The sequence below is a fragment of the Pseudomonas sp. LH21 genome (assembly GCF_036549575.1).
Classification (GTDB): Bacteria; Pseudomonadota; Gammaproteobacteria; order Pseudomonadales; family Pseudomonadaceae; genus Aquipseudomonas; species Aquipseudomonas peradeniyensis.
In genome coordinates, this window is the sequence record NZ_CP144367.1 from 3,414,155 (window position 1) to 3,434,527 (window position 20,373).

13 protein-coding genes are annotated in these 20,373 nt (G+C 65.0%); 11 read left to right on the plus strand and 2 right to left on the minus strand.

The window, feature by feature from the left end:
* Window positions 1-2: 2 nt before the first annotated feature.
* Together VUG52_RS15515 and VUG52_RS15520 are read left to right on the plus strand one after the other, a co-directional pair.
* Window positions 3-1,175 carry a GNAT family N-acetyltransferase gene (locus VUG52_RS15515; protein WP_050705452.1) on the plus strand — a complete coding sequence of 391 codons (1,173 nt, stop codon included), beginning with the start codon at window positions 3-5 and terminating at the stop codon, window positions 1,173-1,175.
* Window positions 1,147-1,923, plus strand: a complete 777-nt coding sequence (locus VUG52_RS15520; RefSeq protein ID WP_050705451.1) for a ChbG/HpnK family deacetylase — start codon at window positions 1,147-1,149, stop codon at window positions 1,921-1,923. Before VUG52_RS15515 ends, VUG52_RS15520 begins: the two co-directional genes overlap by 29 nt.
* Here VUG52_RS15520 and VUG52_RS15525 read toward each other — a convergent pair.
* Complete coding sequence (locus VUG52_RS15525; RefSeq protein WP_050705450.1) at window positions 1,920-4,163, minus strand: putative bifunctional diguanylate cyclase/phosphodiesterase; 2,244 nt, start codon at window positions 4,161-4,163, stop codon at window positions 1,920-1,922. The two genes, VUG52_RS15520 and VUG52_RS15525, sit on opposite strands and share 4 nt — an antisense overlap.
* Before the next feature lie 136 nt (window positions 4,164-4,299).
* On the opposite strand from VUG52_RS15525, the gene VUG52_RS15530 reads away from it, so the two are divergent.
* From VUG52_RS15530 to VUG52_RS15545, 4 genes are all read left to right on the plus strand, one after another.
* Entirely contained in the window at window positions 4,300-7,428 is a 3,129-nt protein-coding gene (locus VUG52_RS15530; RefSeq protein ID WP_050705449.1) for a dermonecrotic toxin domain-containing protein, read from the plus strand.
* Window positions 7,429-7,525: 97 nt separating this feature from the next.
* Window positions 7,526-9,145 (plus strand): NADP-dependent glyceraldehyde-3-phosphate dehydrogenase, encoded by a 1,620-nt coding sequence (locus tag VUG52_RS15535; RefSeq protein ID WP_050705448.1) that lies wholly within the window; start codon window positions 7,526-7,528, stop codon window positions 9,143-9,145.
* Window positions 9,146-9,414: 269 nt separating this feature from the next.
* Window positions 9,415-9,882, plus strand: a complete 468-nt coding sequence (locus VUG52_RS15540; RefSeq protein ID WP_050705447.1) for a VOC family protein — start codon at window positions 9,415-9,417, stop codon at window positions 9,880-9,882.
* Window positions 9,883-9,969: 87 nt separating this feature from the next.
* Window positions 9,970-11,163, plus strand: a complete 1,194-nt coding sequence (locus VUG52_RS15545; RefSeq protein WP_050705446.1) for a hypothetical protein — start codon at window positions 9,970-9,972, stop codon at window positions 11,161-11,163.
* Between the two features lie 86 nt (window positions 11,164-11,249).
* On the opposite strand, the gene yiaY is transcribed toward VUG52_RS15545, so the two are convergent.
* On the minus strand, window positions 11,250-12,398 hold the full coding sequence (gene yiaY, locus VUG52_RS15550; protein ID WP_050705445.1) for an L-threonine dehydrogenase: 1,149 nt from the start codon (window positions 12,396-12,398) through the stop codon (window positions 11,250-11,252).
* A gap of 356 nt (window positions 12,399-12,754) precedes the next feature.
* Here yiaY and VUG52_RS15555 point away from each other — a divergent pair, with 356 nt between their 5' ends.
* Genes VUG52_RS15555 through VUG52_RS15575 form a run of 5 tightly spaced genes read left to right on the plus strand, consistent with a single transcriptional unit; the run spans window position 12,755 to window position 20,073 of the window.
* Window positions 12,755-14,836: a type VI secretion system Vgr family protein gene (locus VUG52_RS15555; protein WP_050705444.1), complete on the plus strand. Its 2,082-nt coding sequence runs from the start codon at window positions 12,755-12,757 to the stop codon at window positions 14,834-14,836.
* Window positions 14,833-15,750: a hypothetical protein gene (locus VUG52_RS15560; RefSeq protein ID WP_050705443.1), complete on the plus strand. Its 918-nt coding sequence runs from the start codon at window positions 14,833-14,835 to the stop codon at window positions 15,748-15,750. Before VUG52_RS15555 ends, VUG52_RS15560 begins: the two co-directional genes overlap by 4 nt.
* A complete protein-coding gene (locus VUG52_RS15565) occupies window positions 15,747-19,004 on the plus strand; it encodes a T6SS effector BTH_I2691 family protein (protein ID WP_220689821.1) in 3,258 nt (1,085 codons plus the stop codon). Before VUG52_RS15560 ends, VUG52_RS15565 begins: the two co-directional genes overlap by 4 nt.
* A complete protein-coding gene (locus VUG52_RS15570; protein ID WP_310889552.1) occupies window positions 19,001-19,819 on the plus strand; it encodes a DUF6708 domain-containing protein in 819 nt (272 codons plus the stop codon). Before VUG52_RS15565 ends, VUG52_RS15570 begins: the two co-directional genes overlap by 4 nt.
* The gene (locus tag VUG52_RS15575; protein WP_050705508.1) at window positions 19,816-20,073 is read left to right on the plus strand and encodes a PAAR domain-containing protein; all 258 of its coding nucleotides are present in this window, start codon (window positions 19,816-19,818) and stop codon (window positions 20,071-20,073) included. The genes VUG52_RS15570 and VUG52_RS15575 overlap by 4 nt, the downstream gene beginning before the upstream one ends.
* The last annotated feature ends 300 nt before the right edge of the window (window positions 20,074-20,373 follow it).

Genomic DNA, 20,373 nt, shown 5'->3' on the forward strand with positions numbered 1-20,373 from the left:
CCATGGCCCTGCAGCTCAGATGGTGCGCCTCGCTGCGCAGCGACGACTTCCCCGCCGTCGACTACGAGGCGCTGCGCCGGCGCCTGCCCGGCAGCACGCCGTTCAACCACCTCGGCTGGCTGCGCGCCGCCGAGGCCGCCCTGCTGCCCAGCCAGCAGCTTGGCGTGCTGCTCGGCTACCAGGACGAACGCCTGTGCCTGTGCCTGCCCCTGGTTCGCGCCCGGGAGCCCTTCGGCCCGCTGTTCGCGCCGGTGGTACGCCACCTGGGCTATCCGCTGAGCGACCGCATCGCGCTGCTCATCGACCTGCCGGCGCTGTACGCCGACCAGGTCCTGCAGGCCATCCGCAAACACCTGCCCCATGCCCTGCTGCAACTGAACGAGGTGCCGGACAACGCCGAGCACGAAGGCTGGCTGCGCCAGTGGGCCGGCGCCAGTTCCACCTGGCAGCAGCGCCTGACCTGCCGCGTGCCGGTGCACCGCATCAACGAACAAGATCGCCAGGAGGTCAGCGGCGATCCGCGCTACAAGCTGCGCCGCGCGCGCAAACGAATCAATGCCTGCGGCGCCAGCGTGCGCCGGGTCATGGCGAGCGCCGAGAACATGGCTGAACTGCTCGACGCCATCAGTGCCGTCGAGGCCGTGAGCTGGAAAGGCGACGACGAGGTCGGCATCTTCTCCGGCCCCCAGCGTCGCCAGTGGATGGAGCAGGCCTTCACCGCGCTGGCCGGCGAAGGCCTGGTGTGCCTGGTGCTGCTGGAGCTGGACGGGCGCTGCATCAGCTACCGCCTGGGCCTGGTGGAGCGCGGCCGGGTCTACGACTACAACCTCGCCTTCGTCCCGGAACACCGCGACCTGGGCAGCGGTCGCGTGCTGCTGGAGGAATGGATCCACTGGGGCCTGGACGCCGACTGGAAATGGATCGACGCCTCGCGGGTCAGCCTGGACAACTCCAGTCACCAGCTGCATGAACGCATGACCGGCCAGCTCGAACAGTGGCGACTGAGCAGCTACAGCTGGCGCCCCGACGGCGTACTGCTGGGCCTGGCGCAGCGCTGCTGGCACTGGCTGAAACCACGCCTGCGCAGACGCTCGCCGCGCAACGAAGCCGATGTTGTCGCCCCCACCCCGCCACAGGAGCGCCCGGATGCCATCCCAGGTCATAGTCAACGCTGACGATTTCGGCCTCAGTGCCCACACCAACGCGGTCATCCTGCACGCCTTCCAGGCCGGGCTGATCAGCTCGGCCACGGCCATGGCCAACATGCCGGCCTTTGCCGCCGCCTGCGCGTTGGCCCAGCAGCCGGCGCTCAGGGGACGCATCGGGCTGCACTTCAATCTCACCTACGGTCGCCCGCTGAGCCAGGCGATTCTTGCCGAGCCGCGCTTCTGCACGCCCCACGGCGAGTTCGACCTGCGCCTGAAGCAACGCACCCTGCGCCTGTCGCGCCGCGAGCGGGCCGCCGTGGAAGCGGAGCTCGAGGCCCAATGGAAACACTGCCTGGATCATGGCCTGATGCCCAGCCACCTGGACTCGCACCAGCACGTGCACAACATCTGGCCGGTGGGCACCGTCGTCGCCCGCTTCGCCCGCGACCAGGGCGTGCCGGTGCGCCTGGCGCGCAACCTCGGGCACAACATCGGGCCGGCCAAGCGCGCGTTCAAGACCCTGCTCAACTGGCGCCTGCGCCAGCTCGCCGGGAGCACCGCCGACTTCGTCTGCACCCCGGCCGACCTCAAGGCCGGCTTGGCCCCCGAGCATGGCGTGCTGGAGCTGGTGGCCCACCCCAGCGCGCTGGGTGGGCATGATTTCGGCGACGCCTACCTGGGCAGCGGCGAATCGCTGCTGGCGCTGGTCGAGCAGCGCCTGGGACAGGTGCCGCGGGTGGGGTATGCGAGCCTGAGCATCGAGCAGGCGAGCTAACGCCCCGGCGGCCGATGTCGCCGTTCATGGTTCTCGGCCAGCCAGCGACGCAGCGCCTCGGCCGGCATCGGTCGTCCGAGCAGGAAGCCCTGGCCCTGGTCGCAGCCGGCATGGCGCAGAAAGTCGTATTGCTCCTGGGTTTCGATGCCTTCGGCGGTGATGCGAAAACCCAAGGCGTGGCCCAGGTCGATGATCGCCCTGGCGATGGCCACCGCGTCATCGTCGCCGGGCAGGTCCTTGATGAAGGCGCGGTCGATCTTCAGGTGATCGATCGGCAACGCGCGCAGGTAGGCCAGCGACGAATAGCCGGTGCCGAAGTCGTCCACCGCCGTCGCCACGCCCATGGCCTGCAGCTGCGCCAGCACCGCGCAGGCCTGCTGCTGGCTTTCCATCAGCAGGCTCTCGGTGATCTCCACTTCCAGCAGGTTGGCCGGCAGGCCATGGCGCTCCAACGCCGAGGCCAGGCTGGTGACGTAGTCGCTGCGCTCGATCTGCAAGGCCGCGACGTTGATCGCCAGCGGTCCGGGCAGGCCATCGCCGGCGCGCCACTCGGCCAGTTGCGCGCAGGCCAGCTCCAGCACCCGCTCGCCCAGCGGGATGATCAGCCCGGTGCGCTCGGCCAGGGGAATGAACTCCCCCGGCGAGACCAGGCCATGCTCGGGGTCGCGCCAGCGCAGCAGGGCCTCGACGCCCTCCAGCTGCCCGCTGAACAGATCGACTTTAGGCTGGTACCACAGCTCGAATTCGTTGTGCTCCAGCGCCCGGCGTAGGTTGCGTTCCAGCTCCAGGCGCTGCTGCAGGCGCTCGGTCATGTCCGGGTGATAGGGTCGCCAGGCGTCGCGCCCGGCTTCCTTGGCCGCGTACATGGCGGTGTCGGCGTGGCGCAGCAGGCTGTCGGCGTCCTCGCCATGCTGCGGGCACCAGGCCAGGCCGATGCTGCCGGTTACCAGGGCGGCGTTGCCATTGAGGTCGAATGGCCGCTGCAGGCAACGCAACAAGGCACGGACCTGGTGGTTCACCTGGCCCTGGGCGCCTTGCAGCATGAACACGAATTCGTCGCCACCCAGGCGGCACAGGCGGTCCTGGCTGTCCAGTTCCTGCAAGAAGCGCGCGGTCGCCTGTTGCAGCAGCAGGTCGCCCATCGGATGCCCGAGGCTGTCGTTGACCTGTTTGAAGCCGTCGATATCGAGCATCAGCACCGCCAGGCCATGCCCTTGCAGGATCGCCGTGCCCAGCTGCTGCTGGAACAGGATCCGGTTGGGCAGCCCGGTGATGGTGTCGTAGTGAGCCAGGCGTTCGAGCTGGGCCTGGTAGCGCTGCAACTCGCGGTTGCGCTGTTCGAGCAGGCGCTGCTTGCGGTTGAGCTGGGCGACGAACAGGCTGAACAGCCCCGTGCAGCTCAGGGCGAACAGGAACAGCGGCGAACCGAACAGGTCCAGCCCCGACCAGCCGCCCCGTGGCGCCGCCACCAGTTGCCAGACGCCACCCGGTACTTCCACGTTCATCTTCACCTGCGACGTGTCAAACAGCTTTGGATCGCCCCAGATCAACGCACCCTCGGCGCCCTTGCCGTCGACGCCCCGCACGGCAACCTCGAACTCGGTATCCGGGCGCAATCCCGCCGTCAGCAGCAAGCGGTCGATATCGGCGACGATCGACACATTGCCCCAGTAGAGGCGCACGCCGCGCTTGCCAGTGACGAACACCGGGCGCCGGTAGACCAGCGCCCGGCCACCCTGGTACAGCTGCAGGGGACCGGCCAGCACCGGCTGGGCCTGGTCGCGGGCCGAGCGCACCAGCGGGAACTGATCCGGCAGTTGGCGATAGTCCAGCCCGATCAGCCGCTCGTTGCCCGCCATCGGGTAGACATCGCTGATCACATCCCCCGGCGCCAGTGCGATATGACGCATGTAGGGGACCGACTGCACGGCATCGCGGGCCATGCCGTGAAAGTGCGCCGGGCTGATGCCACCGTCGGCGCTGATCAACTGGGCGATGCCTTCGGCCTCGCCAAATGCCGCGCCCAACTGGGCTTCCAGGGCGCCGCGCATCCCTGCCAGGCGGGCCGCAAGGTTGCCAAGTTGCTCACTGCGCTCGCGCTGCGCATCCAGGTGCCCCAGGGCCACCGACAGGCCGATGCCCACCAGGGCCAGACCGACCGGCAGCAGGCGATTGAGCGATTGACGCAACGTTCCGATTGGAGTCGGCGTGGGTTCTGGAGGGTGCTGAGGCGTGATCATAGGCAGGCGATGGCAGGCAATTACGCAGTTATCGGCGCTGCGCGGCCAATATTGAGGTTTGTTTTGCCGGTACAAACATGTACCACCGGCAGCCCCGTCACGGCTGCTCTGATGTGCGCTTTGCAAGGAGCCACAGATGACAGCGGATACCGTTCACCCACACCACGCCCTTCTGCAACGCCGACTGCCCACCTGGGCAAGGGAAGCCAGTGCCGAACACTGGCAGCAACTGAGCGACGCCATCCTGCCGGCGCAGGGCCTGCCCGGCGCCGAGGCGGCCTGGTTCGCCAATGCCGCGCCGCACCTGCGCGAAGCGGTCGAGGCCAGCCAGACACGCCTGATGCAGGCGCAACGCGCGCTGGCACGGCGCCTACGCGGCCTTAAGAACATCAACGAATTCGCCGAGCCCATGCTGACCGAACGCTTGCGCACGCAACACGGATTCAGCGCGCCGCTGCGTAGCACGTCGCTGATCTGGGTGAAGCACCTCTACAGCTTCCAGGTCTACCTCACCCACCACGAACACCGCAGCCTGCTCGAAGCCGCCTTGCACAACTTCAGCGACACCGTGACCTTCAGCCCCGACAGCGCCCTAGCCCTGGACAGCGACTGGCAGGTCAGCCAGACCGTGGTCACCGGCAAGACGACCCTGGGCGACAGCGAGACCGAAGTCGATATCGACCTGCCTTCGGAGCAGATCCGGATCAAGCCCCTGGCGCTGACACCCGAAGCGTTCGCCAGAACCTGTCGCGAGCTGGACCTCGGCCAGGCTTACCAGGATCACCTCGATACTGCCTTCGCCGCGTCCGGCGTGCGCCCGGCGGCGCTGCGCGTGTACCAGGACAGCCTGCGTCTGGCGGCTGACCTCGCCCGAGTCCGCAACCGCCTCAGTGGTGCGGGATGGGATGCGCTGCAGACCTTGCTGGAAAATGGCAAAGCATTGCCCAGTAGCCAACTGAGCCTGTTCGGCATCACCCTGCACGAGGCCGTCCTGATCAACACCGGCACTCCGGGCATTGTGCTGTACCTGCCGGGACAGACAGACCACCTACGTGCCTTCGACAACCTCGAAACCCTGCATGACCAGTTACGCAGCGACTTGCAACAGGAGCCATTTCGCCAGGGTTTCATGGCTTACGTGCCAAGCGAGCAACAGGGCCGGTTCGCCAGCCGCCTGCGTCAGAATGCCGGTGGCGACCTGCGCTTGCGCACCCTGCCCATCGCCGCAGACCTGTTCGACTTCCTCCACGACGATCACGTGGCACGCCTGAAGCACGAAGCCCGACAACTGGCCGTGCCCACCGCGCAGGCCGACGAACAGGCGCTCAAGGCACGCAAGGCTCTCTGGGACAGTGCCGGCCTCGACGTGCTGATGATCACCGGCCTGTTCGTCCCCGCCTTGGGCACGGTCATGACCGCGGTGATTGCCTACCAACTGCTGGATGAAGCCTACGAAGGTTATGAGTCCTGGCAGGTCGGTGACCGCGCGCAGGCCATGGCCCACCTCAAGTCGGTGGGCCTGAACCTGGCGCTGATCGGCGGGCTGCATCTGGCCGGCAAGGCCGCATCACGCCTCGCCAGCAGCCCGTTGATGGAGAGCCTCGAACCCGTGACCCTCGAAGACGGCAGCCAGCGCCTGCGGCGCGTCGATCAGCGTGACGAGAGTGCTTTGAAGAACGCCCTGAAGGGGCTGTATCTCCCCGAGCAAGCCAGCCTGCTGAGCGAGCGCCTGATCATCAACGCAATGCCGCAACTGCCTGGCTGGCCGGAGCAACTGCGCCTGGAACTGCGGGCCGCATCCCCCCAAGGCCCGCTGCTGCTGGTCGCCGGCACCCAGGACGCCAGCCGTGTCTGTACCGTGCTCAAGTCAGCCAAGGGCTACGAAGCCTACCTCGGAGAACGACCGGTCCCTCTGCAGCAGGACCACGACCTCTGCCGTGCCATCGTGCAGGCCCTGTCCTCCGACGACCGTGCGGCCCTTGGCCTGACCGCCGCCGACGCCGATCAACTGCGCCGCAAGATCCACGCGCTGGCCCTGTCGAACCCTGCAATGGCCGGACGTCTACTGAGGGACTCGACGTCGGGCTGGGGCAGCCACGGCCAACTGCGCGGCGGCATGGACGAGCCTGCACCGCCCGCGCAGCACATCAACGTCGGCGCGTTCTTTCGCCGCTACCGCGCGCTCTTCCCCGAAACAGCCGATTTCCAGGTCAACGAGCAACTGACCCAATGGTTCGAGGCCGGCCTGGATCCGGCGCAGCAGCTCGCCGAACTGGAACGGCAACTGCTTGCATTCCGCGACCAGATGCGTGCCTGGGCAGGCAACAACCCGCTACGCCAGGCCGCCGCACGACGGCTGGTGAGCAACTGGCAACGGATCTCGGAGTACTCAGAGGAAGAGGGCCAGGTCATCCACCTGATCAGCCTGACCGACTTGAACCTGACCAACCAGGACCTGGCCTCGCTGGCGCTGCCTGATCGCTTCACCCATATCCAGCGCATCGACTTGGCCGCCAACCCCGCCCTGAGCGAACTGCCCGCGGAGTTCCTCGAGCGGTTTCCCCACTTGCAACGCCTGCACCTGATGAACTGCGGCTTCGAGCAAATACCTGCGGTCGCCGTGCCGCGCTCACTGGAATGGCTGGATATGCAAGGCAACAGCATCCTCTGGAACGATGCCAACCAGGTTGCCCTGGATCGCCTCGACAATCTTCGCCTGCTCGACCTGTCGCACAACCCGCTGGCCCGCAGCCCGGACCTGAGCCGCCTGGCCGTGCTGGACATGCTCAACCTCAACACCTGCGAACTGGCTGACTGGCCAGCCGGCATCCGCAACGATGACGACTGGCGACCCATCGTTTTCGACCTGCGCGATAACCGCTTCACCCATTTGCCGGACGACCTGCGCTTGTCGCGGGTGGCAGGCCAGGCCCTGTGGCTGGAGAGCGCCGAACTCAGCGAGCGCGTCAGCCAACAGATCCAGGCCTACTACGAGCACAATGGCGTCGACCTGCTGGTGGCCGACGCCGAATACGAAGAGATCCTGGAGGACACCGGTGTCGACGACTGGAGCATCTGGAACACCCTGCCGCTGCAGTATCGCCGCGACCTGCGTGGACTGCAGGACCTGCCGGACTACACTCAGCCGCAGCTGTGGCAGCGCCTGCGCACGTTCGCCGACCCACGGGCCATGGACTATGGCCTGTCGATCGGCGCGATGCGGCTGATGGACGCCGAGGTGTTCCCGCCGCCCTTCGAGGAATGACCGCGTGCGGCCGCGCCAGGCTGGCAATTTTCAGCCGGTCGGCGCATGCTCGCAGGCTGAAGCGTTTCACCATCCGGATTTGAGAGGTGCAGTACCCATGGACCGTCTGCTCGATTCGCTGTTTCCCGCCCCCGAGGACATCCCCGAAGCCTGGCGCCTGGGTGCGCCGCTGGAGCAACGCGACTATCTGGTCGGCGGCGAGCTGCGCCGCTGGGACGGGCCGCTGGCCACCGTGCGCAGCCCGGTATGGCTCAAGGAGGGCGACAGCGAACGCCAGGTGATCCTCGGCAGCGCGCCGCTGCTGGACGCCGACACCGCGCTGACCGCCCTCGACGCGGCCGTGGCCGCCTACGACAAGGGTCGCGGCGCCTGGCCGAACATGCGCGTGGCCGAGCGCATCCAGCATGTCGAGGCCTTCCTGGCGCGCATGCGCGAGCAGCGCACAGCGGTGGTCAAGCTACTGATGTGGGAGATCGGCAAGAACCTCAAGGACTCGGAAAAAGAGTTCGACCGCACCTGCGATTACATCGTCGACACCATCGACGCGCTCAAGGACCTCGACCGCCGCTCCAGCCGCTTCGAGCTCGAACAGGGCACCCTCGGCCAGATCCGCCGCGCGCCGCTGGGCGTGGCGCTGTGCATGGGCCCCTACAACTACCCGCTCAACGAGACCTTCACCACGCTGATCCCGGCGCTGATCATGGGTAACACGGTGGTGTTCAAGCCGGCCAAGTTCGGCGTGCTGCTGATCCGCCCGCTGCTCGAGGCCTTCCGCGACAGCTTCCCGCCGGGGGTGATCAACGTCATCTACGGGCGTGGTCGCGAGACCGTCAGCGCGCTGATGGCCAGCGGCAAGGTCGACGTGTTCGCCTTCATCGGCACCCACAAGGCCGCCAGCGACCTGAAAAAGCTGCACCCGCGCCCGCACCGCCTGCGCGCGGCCCTGGGCCTGGACGCCAAGAACCCCGGCATCGTCCTGCCCCAGGTCGACCTGGACAACGCCGTCGAAGAGGCCGTCACCGGCGCCCTCTCGTTCAACGGCCAGCGCTGCACGGCGCTGAAGATCCTGTTCGTGCACGAGGACGTGGTCGATGCCTTCCTCGACAAGTTCCAGCGCAAGCTCGCCGCGCTCAAGCCGGGCATGCCCTGGGAACCGGGCGTGGCGCTGACGCCGCTGCCGGAGCCGGGCAAGGTCGATTACCTCGACGGCCTGGTGGCCGACGCCACCGCCAAGGGTGCGCGGGTACTCAACGAAGGCGGCGGGCAGAGCCGTGGCTCGTTCTTCTACCCCGCCCTGCTCTACCCGGTCAGCCAGGACATGCGTGTCTATCACGAGGAACAGTTCGGCCCGCTGGTGCCGGTGGTGCCCTACCGCGACCTGCAGACGGTGATCGACTACGTGCTTGACTCCGACTACGGCCAGCAGCTGAGCCTGTTCGGCAACGACCCCGAGACCGTCGGCGCGCTGGTCGACACCTTCGCCAACCAGGTCGGCCGGATCAACCTCAACGCCCAGTGCCAACGCGGGCCGGACACCTACCCGTTCAACGGCCGCAAGAACAGCGCCGAGGGGACCTTGTCGGTGCATGATGCATTGCGGGTGTTCTCCATTCGTACGTTGGTGGCGACCAAGTTCCAGGAGGCGAACAAGGAACTGATCAGCGAGATCATCCGTAATCGGCAGTCGAGTTTCCTGACGACCGATTACATTTTCTGATCACCACGCACGCCCCTTGTAGGAGCGGCCTTGTGCCGCGAAAGGGGCGCACAGCGGCCCCAGGTTTTCAGCGTTGACGCGTCAATTGCCGGGGCTGCTGCGCAGCCCTTTCGCGGCACAAGACCGCTCCTACACGAACCGCACCAGCCCAAAACCATCATTTTTTATAGACAATCGATATAACGCGGCCGTCGATTTTCCATCCGCCCAGACGACTCTAATCACCAGGCTGTTGCAAACAACAACCCACGTGAAAGGAGTTTACGAAAATGCCAGTCAAACCCATACCCGAAGGCCAGCGCAGCATCACCCCCTACCTCGGCATCAGGGAGGCCGCCAAGGCCATCGAGTTCTACAAGCAGGCCTTCGGCGCCATCGAGATGTTCCGCCTCGAAGGCCCTGACGGCAGCGTCGGCCATGCCGAACTGAAAATCGGTGACTCGTCGCTGATGCTCGGCTCACCCTGTGACATGGAGGGCGGCCTCAAGCCCAGCGAGGATATCAAGGCCCCGGGGGTCGGCCTGCACTTGTATGTCGAGGACTGCGACAAAGTCTATGCCCAGGCCCTGCGTGCTGGCGCGACACAAGTGCGCGAAGTGCAGGACCAGTTCTACGGCGACCGCAGCGGCACCCTGATGGATCCGTTCAACAACCTGTGGTTCGTCTCCACCCACAAGGAAGACCTCACCCCCGAGGAAATCCGCGCCCGCGCCGCCAAGCTGTTCAGCGGCCAGTGAGCGGCAGGCTCCAGGCCGCAAGCTTCAAGTTGAAAGCCGCCACGCTTTGCTGGAAGCTTGAGGCTTGTAGCTTGGAGCTGCCTCTCAATGCGTATCATCGAAAAATCCGGCGCGCAGGTGCGCAGCCTGACCCTGGCCGAAGAGGAACTGTTGGCCAGCTTCGCCACCGGCGCCCTGGCCGGCCCCCGCCTGCTGCAGGCCAACCAGTGGCTGATGAAAGTGCGCAGCGCCAACCAGTGGCTGGCCTGCGATTGCCGCCAGGATGCCCTGCCGGTGCTCAACGTGTCGCTGAACGGCAACACCGGCACCCTGTTCCTGCGCAACAATCCCGACACCCCCGAACACACCCCGGGCTGCCCGTTCAGCAAGGATGAGCGCGAGACCGGCGCAAGCGCCGAGGACAACACGCCTCCCGCGGCCTGGCTGGCGCCGGATGCGCCGTTGCGGCTGCTTGGTGACTACCGCCGTGCCAGTGATGGCGAAACGGCCGCCGGAGCACGCGATCCCGGCGAGCGCCGCGAACAGCAACGCCTGCTGTCGCTGCTGCTGACCTGGATCGAGGCCAGCGGCCTGAACGTCTACGCCACCCACCTGAAGAAGGACCTCACCGCCCAGTTCGCCGAGCTGCGCGGTGTCGCCGGGCGCTACCCGCTGCTGGAACGGGTGCCGGCCAGCAACTACCTGGAAACGCGCCTGGACATGAAGCACATGATGATGCTCAAGGCGCGCCTGCGCGAGGCCACGGTGTTCGGCAACCATCGCCGGCATGGCCTGCTGCTCGACTGCGTCGACCAGGTCAAGGGCCGCAAGCTGTTCAACAATCGTAGCGAGGACGGCTTCGACTTCCAGGGCCATCACCACTACTGGGGCGGCAACCGCGCTTCAGGCCCCTTGCTGGCCCTGGCGTTGTACTCGCCGGCCACCGCCGGCAGCCATTTCTACGAACTGATCCATGTCGCCAGCGTGCCGGTGCTGTCGCGCGGGCACCTGTTCCCGGTGTACCGCGACGAAGAGCGCGAGCCGCTCAAGGCGCTGGTGTCGCTGATCGACTGGATGGCGAGCAAGGGGGTGAAAGTTTTGATGCGCCGCCCGGTGATCGGCGGCCAGGTGATGGACGAACTGGTTCTGACCTCGGACCAGGACCGGGTGCTGTCGGTGTCGTTGCTGGAGCAGCCGATCGGGCCGGAGCCGGATGCCGAGAACTTCAAGCGCTACGCCGACTTCAAGAGCCTGGAGACCTTCCGCAAGTACGTGGCCGGGTTCTTCATGCGCGAACGCTGAGCAAGCCCCACAAGGGCCGATTTTCACGGCCCTTGTGGGAGCTGGCTTGTGTGGGAGCGGGCTTGCCCCGCGATGACTCGACCAGGCTAGAACGCCGCCTTGAAGATCGCCTCGATCTCCACCTGGCTGGCCACCCGCGGATTGGTCAACCCACAGGCATCCTTCAAGGCATTGGCCGCCAGCACCGGCACATCCTCGACCTTGGCCCCCAGCTCCGCCAGCCCGGCCGGAATGCCGATGGCCGCCGCAAGGTGCTCGATGGCCGAGATCGCCGCCCCGGCGCCCTGCTCCGCGTCCAGTCCGCAGACCTTCACCCCCATGGCCTTGGCCACATCACGCAGCCGCGCGGCGCTGACCTTGGCGTTGAAGCGCTGCACATGGGGCAGCAGCACCGCGTTGCACACACCATGGGGCAGGTCGTAGAAGCCACCCAGCTGGTGCGCCATGGCGTGCACGTAGCCCAGCGAAGCGTTGTTGAACGCCATGCCCGCCAGGAACTGGGCATAGGCCATGTTCTCCCGCGCCACCAGGTCGCCGCCATCGGCGACCGCCTGGCGCAGGTTGTCGCTGATCAGGCTCACGGCCTTGAGCGCGCAGGCGTCGGTGATCGGCGTGGCGGCGGTGGAGACATAGGCCTCGATGGCATGGGTCAGCGCGTCCATGCCGGTGGCGGCGGTGAGGCCCTTGGGCATGCCGACCATCAGCGCCGGATCGTTGACCGACAGGATCGGCGTGACGTTGCGGTCGACGATGGCCATTTTCACGTGGCGCGCCTCGTCGGTGATGATGCAGAAGCGGGTCATCTCGCTGGCCGTGCCCGCCGTGGTGTTGATCGCAATCAGCGGCAGCTGTGGCCTGGTCGAGCGATCCACGCCTTCGTAGTCGCTGATATGCCCGCCGTTGGTGGCGCACAGGGCGATGCCCTTGGCGCAGTCATGGGGCGAGCCGCCCCCCAGCGAGACCACGCAGTCGCAGCCCTCGCGACGCAGCATCGCCAGGCCCGCCTCGACGTTGGCGATGCTCGGGTTGGGCTTGGCGCCGTCGAACACCCGCGAATCGATGTCGCGCATGGCCAGCATCCCGGCGATGCGCTCGGCGACGCCGGCCTTGGCCAACCCGGCATCGGTGACGATCAATGCCTTGCGCAGGCCATAGCCGGCGATCGCGGTCATCGCCTCGTCCAGGCAGTCGATACCCATGATGTTCACGGCGGGGATGAAGAACGTGCTGCTCATGGCCGGATCCTCTCAAGCTGACGGTAGGTTTTCAGCATCCGCCGGAATGGGCGTGGAGGCGTTGATCCAGGGCAAGACTGATGCGGGCCGGGGTTCGAAAAAACGAATCTAGTTGTGTCTGACTGGATTCTTTCACCAAGTAGCAACAACTAATAAAACACCAACTAAGAAACATCCTACAAACCCACCAAAATAAGAACGCAAAGTTTATTTAATTATTTGAAATAGCGTTCTAGCCTAGGCCTTCGTCTTTGCCAGGGACATTTTCTTGCTCGCCATTTACAGGGGCCTACGGACTCTACGGCAGCCCTGACAATTCCAGATAACAACTAGTTACATATAAACACTGGAGTGCCATGACCCACCAATCCGACCTGAGCTACCGCTTCGAGCCCCTGGCCAGCCAGGACCCGTTCGAAGTGGTCTCGTTCACCCTCGACGAAGCCCTCAGCACCCCGTTCCGGCTGGTGCTCGAACTGGTCAGCTACGAAGACAACGTCGACTTCGGCCACCTGCTCGACAAACCCGCGCTGTTCACCATCCTGCGCGGCCAGCGCCCGATGCGCCATGTCCACGGCCTGATCAGCGCCTTCAGCCAGGGCGACACCGGCAACTGCCGCACCCGCTACCAGGCCGTGATCGAGCCCAAGCTGGCCCGCGCCGGGCTGCGCTCGAACTGGCGCATCTTCCAGCAGCAGAGCGTGCCGCAGATCCTCGAAACCCTGTTCAAGGCCCAGCGCATCACCGACTTCGAGCTGGGCCACAGCTTCCCCCACGCGCCCCGCGAGTTCTGCGTCCAGGCCGGCGAAACCGACCTCGCCTTCATCACCCGCCTGGCCGCCGAGGAAGGTTTCATCTACCGCTTCGTCCACAGCGCCAAGGGCCACCGCCTGCTCGTCAGCGACCGCGTGCTGACCCTGGGCATGATCAGCTCCAGCCTGGTCAAGCCCGAGGACGATGACGACGACGAAGGCTTCATCGACGACGACTACCCCGACCCGCTCGCCGTGCTCTACCACGCCAACAGCGGTGGCGACCAGGCCCGCCCCTGCCTGCGCCGCCTGCACTACCGCGAACAGGTGCGCACGGCTCGCCAGGTGCAGCGCGACTACTCCTTCACCCACCCGGCCTACCACCTGCAGCAGGAATTCAACGCCAGCGACCTGCAGCACCAGGCCGACGACTACGAGCGCTTCGACTACCCCGGCCGCTACAAGCGCGACGAGGTCGGCATCCCCTTCACCCGCCTTGCCACCCTGCGCCACGATGCACGCATCGCCGAGGTCGAGGGCGATGACGTGCGCCTGCAGCCGGGCCTGAGCTTCGACCTGGTCGAACACCCCCGCGAAGACCTCAACATCCATTGGCGGGTGGCCAGCGTGCGCCACGAAGGCGCGCAGTTCACCAGCCTGCAGGAGGAAGCCGCCGGCGCCGAGCAAGGCACGCGCTACTCGCAAGAGGCTCTGCTGGTGCCCGGGCGCATCGAGTGGCGCCCCGAGGCGCCGCCCAAGCCGCGCATCGACGGCCCGCACATGGCCACGGTGGTCGGCCCCGAGGGCGAGGAGATCTTTTGCGACGAGTGGGGCCGGGTCAAGGTCAGCTTCCCCTGGGACCGCGAGAGCCGCGACAACGAGTACAGCTCCTGCTGGGTGCGGGTGTCCCAGGGCTGGGCCGGCGGCGGCTGGGGCGCCATGGCCATCCCGCGGATCGGCCAGGACGTGGTCATCCAGTACGTCAACGCCGATCCCGACCAACCGATGATCACCGGGCGCACCTACTGCGGCAACCAGCGGCCGCCCTACGAGCTGCCCAAGCACCGCACGCGCATGACCATCAAGAGCAAGACCCACAAGGGGCAAGGTTTCAACGAGCTGCGCTTCGAGGATGAACTGGGGCAGGAAGAGGTGTTCATTCATGCGCAGCGGGATCAGAACAATCGGGTAGGCCATGACGAAACGACCTGCGTTGGCCGCAACCGCATCGAACAAGTGGGCAACGATGAGCAAATCAGCGTCGGCAACGACCTTCGCCAGGAAACCGGCAATGACCACACCCATGCCGTAGGCCGGGACTGTTGTCTGAACGTCGGCCAGGACCTGTCCGTACAGGTGAGCAATGATCGCAGCGAAACCATCGGGGTGAATCAACACACCCTCGTCGGTGGCAACAGCGAACTGCGGGTGGACGGTCATCAGCGCATTACCGTCGGCCAGGGCCTGGAGCAGCAGACAACAGTCTTTCGACTCACCGCCAGCGAACGTATCGAGCTCATAAGCCCAGGGGGAAGCCTCGTGCTCGACCAGCAGGGCCTTACGCTCAACGGGTTGACGCTCACCTTTCATGGCCCTACCCAAGCAGGGGCCGAAGGCGCCGGAAATGTCACGGCACTGGAGCTCACTGCGAACAACGGCAGTGCCTGTGAGGAAAAGGGCCGATGAACACCACTGGCTTGACCCAGTTCGTCATGGATCACCACACCTCGGACCAGTACTGCCACGTGCTGATCGACCCCACTGCGGTGTCCAGCCGAAGTGACCACGCCGTGCTCGAAGGTTTACGCCAAGGGCTGGGGGCGAAAGCACTGACGCCGATCTACAGGACCGACCTCGCCCACGCCCCCGACGCCCATCCGGTCCTGGCCTGCCTGGCGTCTCCGGGAGAACCCCTGCCGGAATCCCTGGTGACCCTGACGGCACGGGCAAGCCTGCGGGATGTTCAGCGACCTGGGCGTCTGGTCTGTGGCTGGCTATTCAGTGACACGCCTGCCGCAGCCCTGGCCGAGCACATCATGTCGCTGTGCGAGGTCTCGACCACGGGAATGCAGACCTGCTTCTATCCGGTATTCGAACCTGTACGCCTGGAACTGCTTGCAGCGGCCTACGAACACGCAGAGCAAATGCCATGGTGGCCCATCCACCGTTGGCTGTTTCTAACCAGCGGCGGGCTTGCCGTACACATGATCGGTGAGCCGTACGCCCAAAAGCCGATACCGGTCGCGGCTGGCGAAATGCAAGCCGAAGCTCCGCTGGTCCAGGCCATGCTCAGCGCCTGGCGCGCCCTGCTCCCACAGACCGATGGCCGGCCTACCCTGCCATCGGTCGCCGCCGTGCTGGCGTACGAAGAGATCGTCCAGGCACGCAGACAGGGCTTGAGCAAGCCAGCCGACATCATTGCCCTGGCCCTCCATCAACGCTGCCTGCACCCGCAATTGCATACCTACCCTGCGCTCCGCACGCTGATCGACAAAGCCGTGCATGCGCAGATCCCGCTGACCCAGACACTCGCCGAATACACCGAAGCCAACTGGCGCTATGTGCTTGCCAACCTGCCTCAATCCGGAGTACGCCCATGACCCTCAGCAAGCGAATCGCCCACGTCATCGCCGAATCCGTCCTGCCCCACGACCAGTGCCAGGCCTGCGAACGCAAGGGCCTGCCCATCCTGCCCCTGCGTCGCGCCCTGGTCCCGGACCTGCGCCCGGCCTACCGCTACCCCTTGGCCGGCGGCGATCAGGTCGCCACCCGCATGGGGCTGCGCACCCTGCGCACCGGCTACCTGTATGTCCTGCTCGACCAGCGCATCTGGTACGCCTACGAAGTCACCGACGAGGCCCACCTGCGCCGCTTCAACCCTATCGAGCCGCCACCCGCGCCACCGCGCCTGCTCGCCCGCCAGTGCCTGGGCGAAAACCACGACATCCCCTCCTCCTTCCTCACCGTAGACACCGAGGCCTTCTCCACCGCCTGGGTCGCCTTCAGCAGCGACGCCTGGCCGCCCAGCGTGCTCAATGCCTACCGCAACGCCAAGACCCCGCCCGAGCGCTTCCAAGTGCTGGACCTCGCCCTCGCCCGCAGCGCCCCCGCCCAGGTGGGCATGGCCATGACCCTCAGCGAGCTGCAGGTGGACCGCCAGGTCTTCGAGTACAACCAGCAACTGCCCGGCGCCTTCGACAGTGTCCATGGCTTTCACAGCCGCCTCCTGCGCCAGACCGCCACCCGCGGCTACCTGATCAACGCCATTGCCCGCCACCAGCTCGAACACGGCGTGCTCGCCCTGGTGCTCGACGACACCGTCGGCCTGGTCCAGGAGTACAACCACCAGCGCCTCAACTGGATCGCCCGACGCCAGCAATGGCGCGAGGACCCGCTGCGCGCCTATCAGCTGCAGACCTCGCAGATCCTGCTGACCCTGCGCGCCATGCAATGGCCCTGGGCCGAGCAGCGGACCCCGTCCTTCGAGCCCCACAGCGGCGATGGCCCGCCGGTGTTCGTCGACCCGCAGGTGGAGCGCCAGCGCGAGGTCGAACGGCGCGCCCGGGACGGCGTCGCCCGGCTCGAGGAGCGCTACCACGAGCCCCTGCGCGCGGGTTTTCAAGCCGAGTACGAGCGCCAGGAAGCCGAGTACCAGCGCTACATCGACCTGAATACCCAGGCCTACACCCAGCTCTGCGACAGCAGCCTGTTCCACGCCATCGAGGAACACGACTACGACGGCGACGACCGCGAGTCCGGCATCGCCTACAGCAAGACCATGGCCCTGTGCCTGGCCGGCGGCGTCACCGAGGCCCCCGACGCGGACGGCGAAGCCCGCACCCCTGCCCCGGGCAGCAGCGCGGCGCTGTGGCAGCGCTGGCTGCAGGATCCCAACAGCCCGCCCTACCGCGCCGTGCTCCTGCGCGACCGGGCCGTGCTCGCCGCGCTGCTACCCAGTTTCTCCACCACCGACCCCACCGACTGGGGCGACAGCGAGAAGCTCTATGGGGCGCTGAGCAAGGTCATCGCCAGTGACGATGCCGGCTTGAACCTGCGTGACACCCTGCGCCAGGCCATCGCAGAGACGCAAGGCGCGATCAATGGCGCCAGCCTGCGCCTGAAGCCCCTGCTGCCGCCCGGCGTGCAGCGCGCCGTGATGCGCCTGAACAGCGCCAGCCAGTGGCTGTACAACGGCGTGCAACTGATCGAGCTGCAGGTGCAGATGAAGCTCAGCGAGTACTACGCCCTGCAGAGCGCCCACCTGCGCGAGCTGCAGCACAAGGCCAGCGCGCAGACCGCCAAGGCCCGCGAGCGCATGCTCCTGGGCCTGCGCGAATTCGATGCCGAGGTGAGCGCGTCCAGGCGCTGGGTGCGGCCGGTCATCCAGCACGGGCTACTGAGCCTGGCGGTGCTCGACCCGAAGCTGGCGCACAGCGTCATCACCGTCAGCGTCTGGGTCGAGGGCACCGCCGACGTGCTGCAGCAGCGCCTGGCCCAGGAAGCCGGCCTGCGCGTCAACCAGCTCAGCGACGCCGCGCAGATCAGCTTGGTCAACCTCTCGGTCGCCGCGGGCACCCTCGACGCCAACGCCCGGCAACTGCTCCACGGCATGCGCATCACCGCGAAGCAGGCGGCGCAGCTGGTGCGCACCAGCTTCACCGGCGTGCGCGGCGTGGCGGGCAGCTGGGAGCTCCTGCTGGCCCTGGGCGGCTTGTACCTGACCCACGACAGCCTGGCGAAGAATCTGGAAAAGGCGGAAATCGAGATCGGCGAGAAATCCAGGGAAGCGGTGATGGCGTTGCATGGGTCCAAGCTGGCGATCCTTGGCGGCGGGATCGAGGCACTGGGCCTGATCATCAGGACCGGCGCCACGCAGATCAACACCAGGATCCCCATGACGCCTGCGGGGACGGCACGGATGGCCACGGTCATAGAAATGGGGCGGGCAACGGTCAGGGTAGGTGCCGTCATGGGGGCCGTGGCCGGGATTTACGATACGGCACAAGCTGTCTTTGCCTTAAAGCGAACATGGAAAGGCGGGGATAAAACAGCCGCATCAGCTTACACCTTTGCAGCAGCAACATCAGGCGTAGAAGTAATTTATTCAACAATAGCAGTTTTCAATGCTTCATTAATGGGCCCTTTAGGGATAGCGATTATCCTCGCCATAGCCTCTTATGGCATGGTCAAACTGGCGAAAAGCAAGGAGTCAAGTTCTATAGAGCGTTGGGCGATACGTTGCCATTTCGGCAAAGCCAATGAAAGCCCTGCCATTCACTGGGAATATCCCGAACATGCGGACATCGCCTTTGCAGCGTTAAACGCCGCTACATTAGGCATCGAGGCAGGCCTGAAATTCGAATCCCAAAGAGCCGACCCCACGCTCACGGCTAAAATCGGATGGATTGCCCAAGCGGCCACCGAGCAAAAGCTGACATTCAAGATCCTCCTCCCCAACATTGATGCCTCCAGCTACAGCTATCACTGGTCTCTAACCGTTCATCGACATGGCGATGGGGTTCCGTCCAACTACACGAGCGGCGAGATCATCGCCACAGGATCCCATGCAGTTTTACATCCATTGCCAACCTCGCAGAAAAAGCCGTCGTCGCGCCCCTCTCACAAAGTTAAAGACTACAGAGCAAATACCCTCAGCCAAAAAACCAGCAAAAATTCTGCAGTGTTGCACTCCGGGGGCTCCACTACCACCGAGTTCATAACCGGACATATAGAACTCACCCCAAGCCTTGGCAGGCACAGCATACAGGCTGCAACTTTAAACATGACTTACTGGCCAGACCGAAACTCCCCTGAGGCCTATGCACACTTAGAAATCAAGGCGATCAACGAATGACTAAAACCAATGAATACCTATCTCGCCATCCTCTGGGCTGGAAATGCGACCTGCCTCTCCCCAATGAAAAGCCCATACAAAAGACTAACGCAGCCTTACTACCACCCACACCAAACAAAATAAATGACACCTACATAGAAATCCCTAGATCCACTCACAAAATAAGAGGAGTATTTATCATTGGAGGCGCACTATGCCTCCTAATTACGCTATTACCAATCGCAGTTCTTGCAGCAACGATAATAGCCGGAAGCGTAAAAGCCGCAGCAGACATAATCACAATAGCAATTGTCACACTAGCAGGCATATATTGGGCAACTATATTCTTTGTCCGCATGGATATCGAACTTCCACGCGACGAACCAATCCGCTTCAACCGACTCAGGCAAAAAGTCTATTTTTATGAATTTCGATTTGATCGCATCCATATATTCAGCCGAAAGAAATGGGGGGTGCGCCCCGTAGCCTACGACTGGAAAGACCTCATCGCCGAAGCCTGTAGTGTCTACGCCCCCATGGGCAATGGTGGAGTCGTCGAGAAAGTCCTTATCGCAGTCCGCAAGCCAGGTACCGATGAAATCATCGACCGTCTTTTCTTCACCCATAACATCGAGGATGGCAAGCGATACTGGGAGATCATCAGACTGTTCATGCAACAGGGCCCCGACGCCCTTCCCACCTTCGATCGCCCGCCCCGCGATTGGGACAATGACTTCGAACTAACCCCCATTCGCCGATTAGCCCCCAGGGTGCAATGGCCGGAAGCGATAGACCGTGAGTCCCGTACTGGCCCTACAGCAGGAGAACCCACATGAAACCAGTCGTCCTTGTAGGCCACCTGCACGAATGCCCGCTGCATGGCGCGGGTGTGGTGGAAACCGGCAGTGAAACCTATCACTTCAATGGCAAACCCGTTGCCCGGGTCGGAGACCGTATCAGCTGTGGGGCGCTGATCGAGACAGGGGCCGCGCACTTTCTCATCGATGGCAAGCGTGTTGCACGCCAGGGCGATCGCACCAGTCATGGCGGCACGCTTGTCGAGGGGGACTCTGGGTGGTTTCTCGACTAAAGGGACCAGTCAGCGCCTGTTTCACTGGAGGTTTCGCGACAACCCGTGGATCCGCGACAAGACCCGCAACCACCGCGACACCTTTCTGCAACAGGTCCTGGAGCAGGCCGGTAGCACCTACGACGATGCCTGGCTCGCCGAGATATCCCCTTGGTGTTCGAACCTGCACAGCTGGCGTGTGGCTGCAGCGTTTTGTCTTCCTGTAGGCCGGGCAATGCCAGAGCGTAAGCCAACCTGGGGAGGTTGGCTGGCAGTGCCGTCGACATCGCGGGGCAAGCCCGCTCCCACGCTGGTGTGTGC

Bases quoted from the DNA above. Each gene is read 5' to 3' on its own strand.
- VUG52_RS15565 (WP_220689821.1), top strand. From the start codon at position 15,747: ATGACCCTCAGCAAGCGAATCGCCCACGTCATCGCCGAATCCGTCCTG.
- VUG52_RS15540 (WP_050705447.1), top strand. From the start codon at position 9,415: ATGCCAGTCAAACCCATACCCGAAGGCCAGCGCAGCATCACCCCCTAC.
- VUG52_RS15560 (WP_050705443.1), top strand. From the start codon at position 14,833: ATGAACACCACTGGCTTGACCCAGTTCGTCATGGATCACCACACCTCG.
- VUG52_RS15570 (WP_310889552.1), top strand. From the start codon at position 19,001: ATGACTAAAACCAATGAATACCTATCTCGCCATCCTCTGGGCTGGAAA.
- VUG52_RS15535 (WP_050705448.1), top strand. From the start codon at position 7,526: ATGGACCGTCTGCTCGATTCGCTGTTTCCCGCCCCCGAGGACATCCCC.
- VUG52_RS15520 (WP_050705451.1), top strand. From the start codon at position 1,147: ATGCCATCCCAGGTCATAGTCAACGCTGACGATTTCGGCCTCAGTGCC.
- yiaY (WP_050705445.1), bottom strand. From the start codon at position 12,398: ATGAGCAGCACGTTCTTCATCCCCGCCGTGAACATCATGGGTATCGAC.
- VUG52_RS15530 (WP_050705449.1), top strand. From the start codon at position 4,300: ATGACAGCGGATACCGTTCACCCACACCACGCCCTTCTGCAACGCCGA.
- VUG52_RS15575 (WP_050705508.1), top strand. From the start codon at position 19,816: ATGAAACCAGTCGTCCTTGTAGGCCACCTGCACGAATGCCCGCTGCAT.
- VUG52_RS15515 (WP_050705452.1), top strand. From the start codon at position 3: ATGGCCCTGCAGCTCAGATGGTGCGCCTCGCTGCGCAGCGACGACTTC.
- VUG52_RS15555 (WP_050705444.1), top strand. From the start codon at position 12,755: ATGACCCACCAATCCGACCTGAGCTACCGCTTCGAGCCCCTGGCCAGC.
- VUG52_RS15545 (WP_050705446.1), top strand. From the start codon at position 9,970: ATGCGTATCATCGAAAAATCCGGCGCGCAGGTGCGCAGCCTGACCCTG.
- VUG52_RS15525 (WP_050705450.1), bottom strand. From the start codon at position 4,163: ATGATCACGCCTCAGCACCCTCCAGAACCCACGCCGACTCCAATCGGA.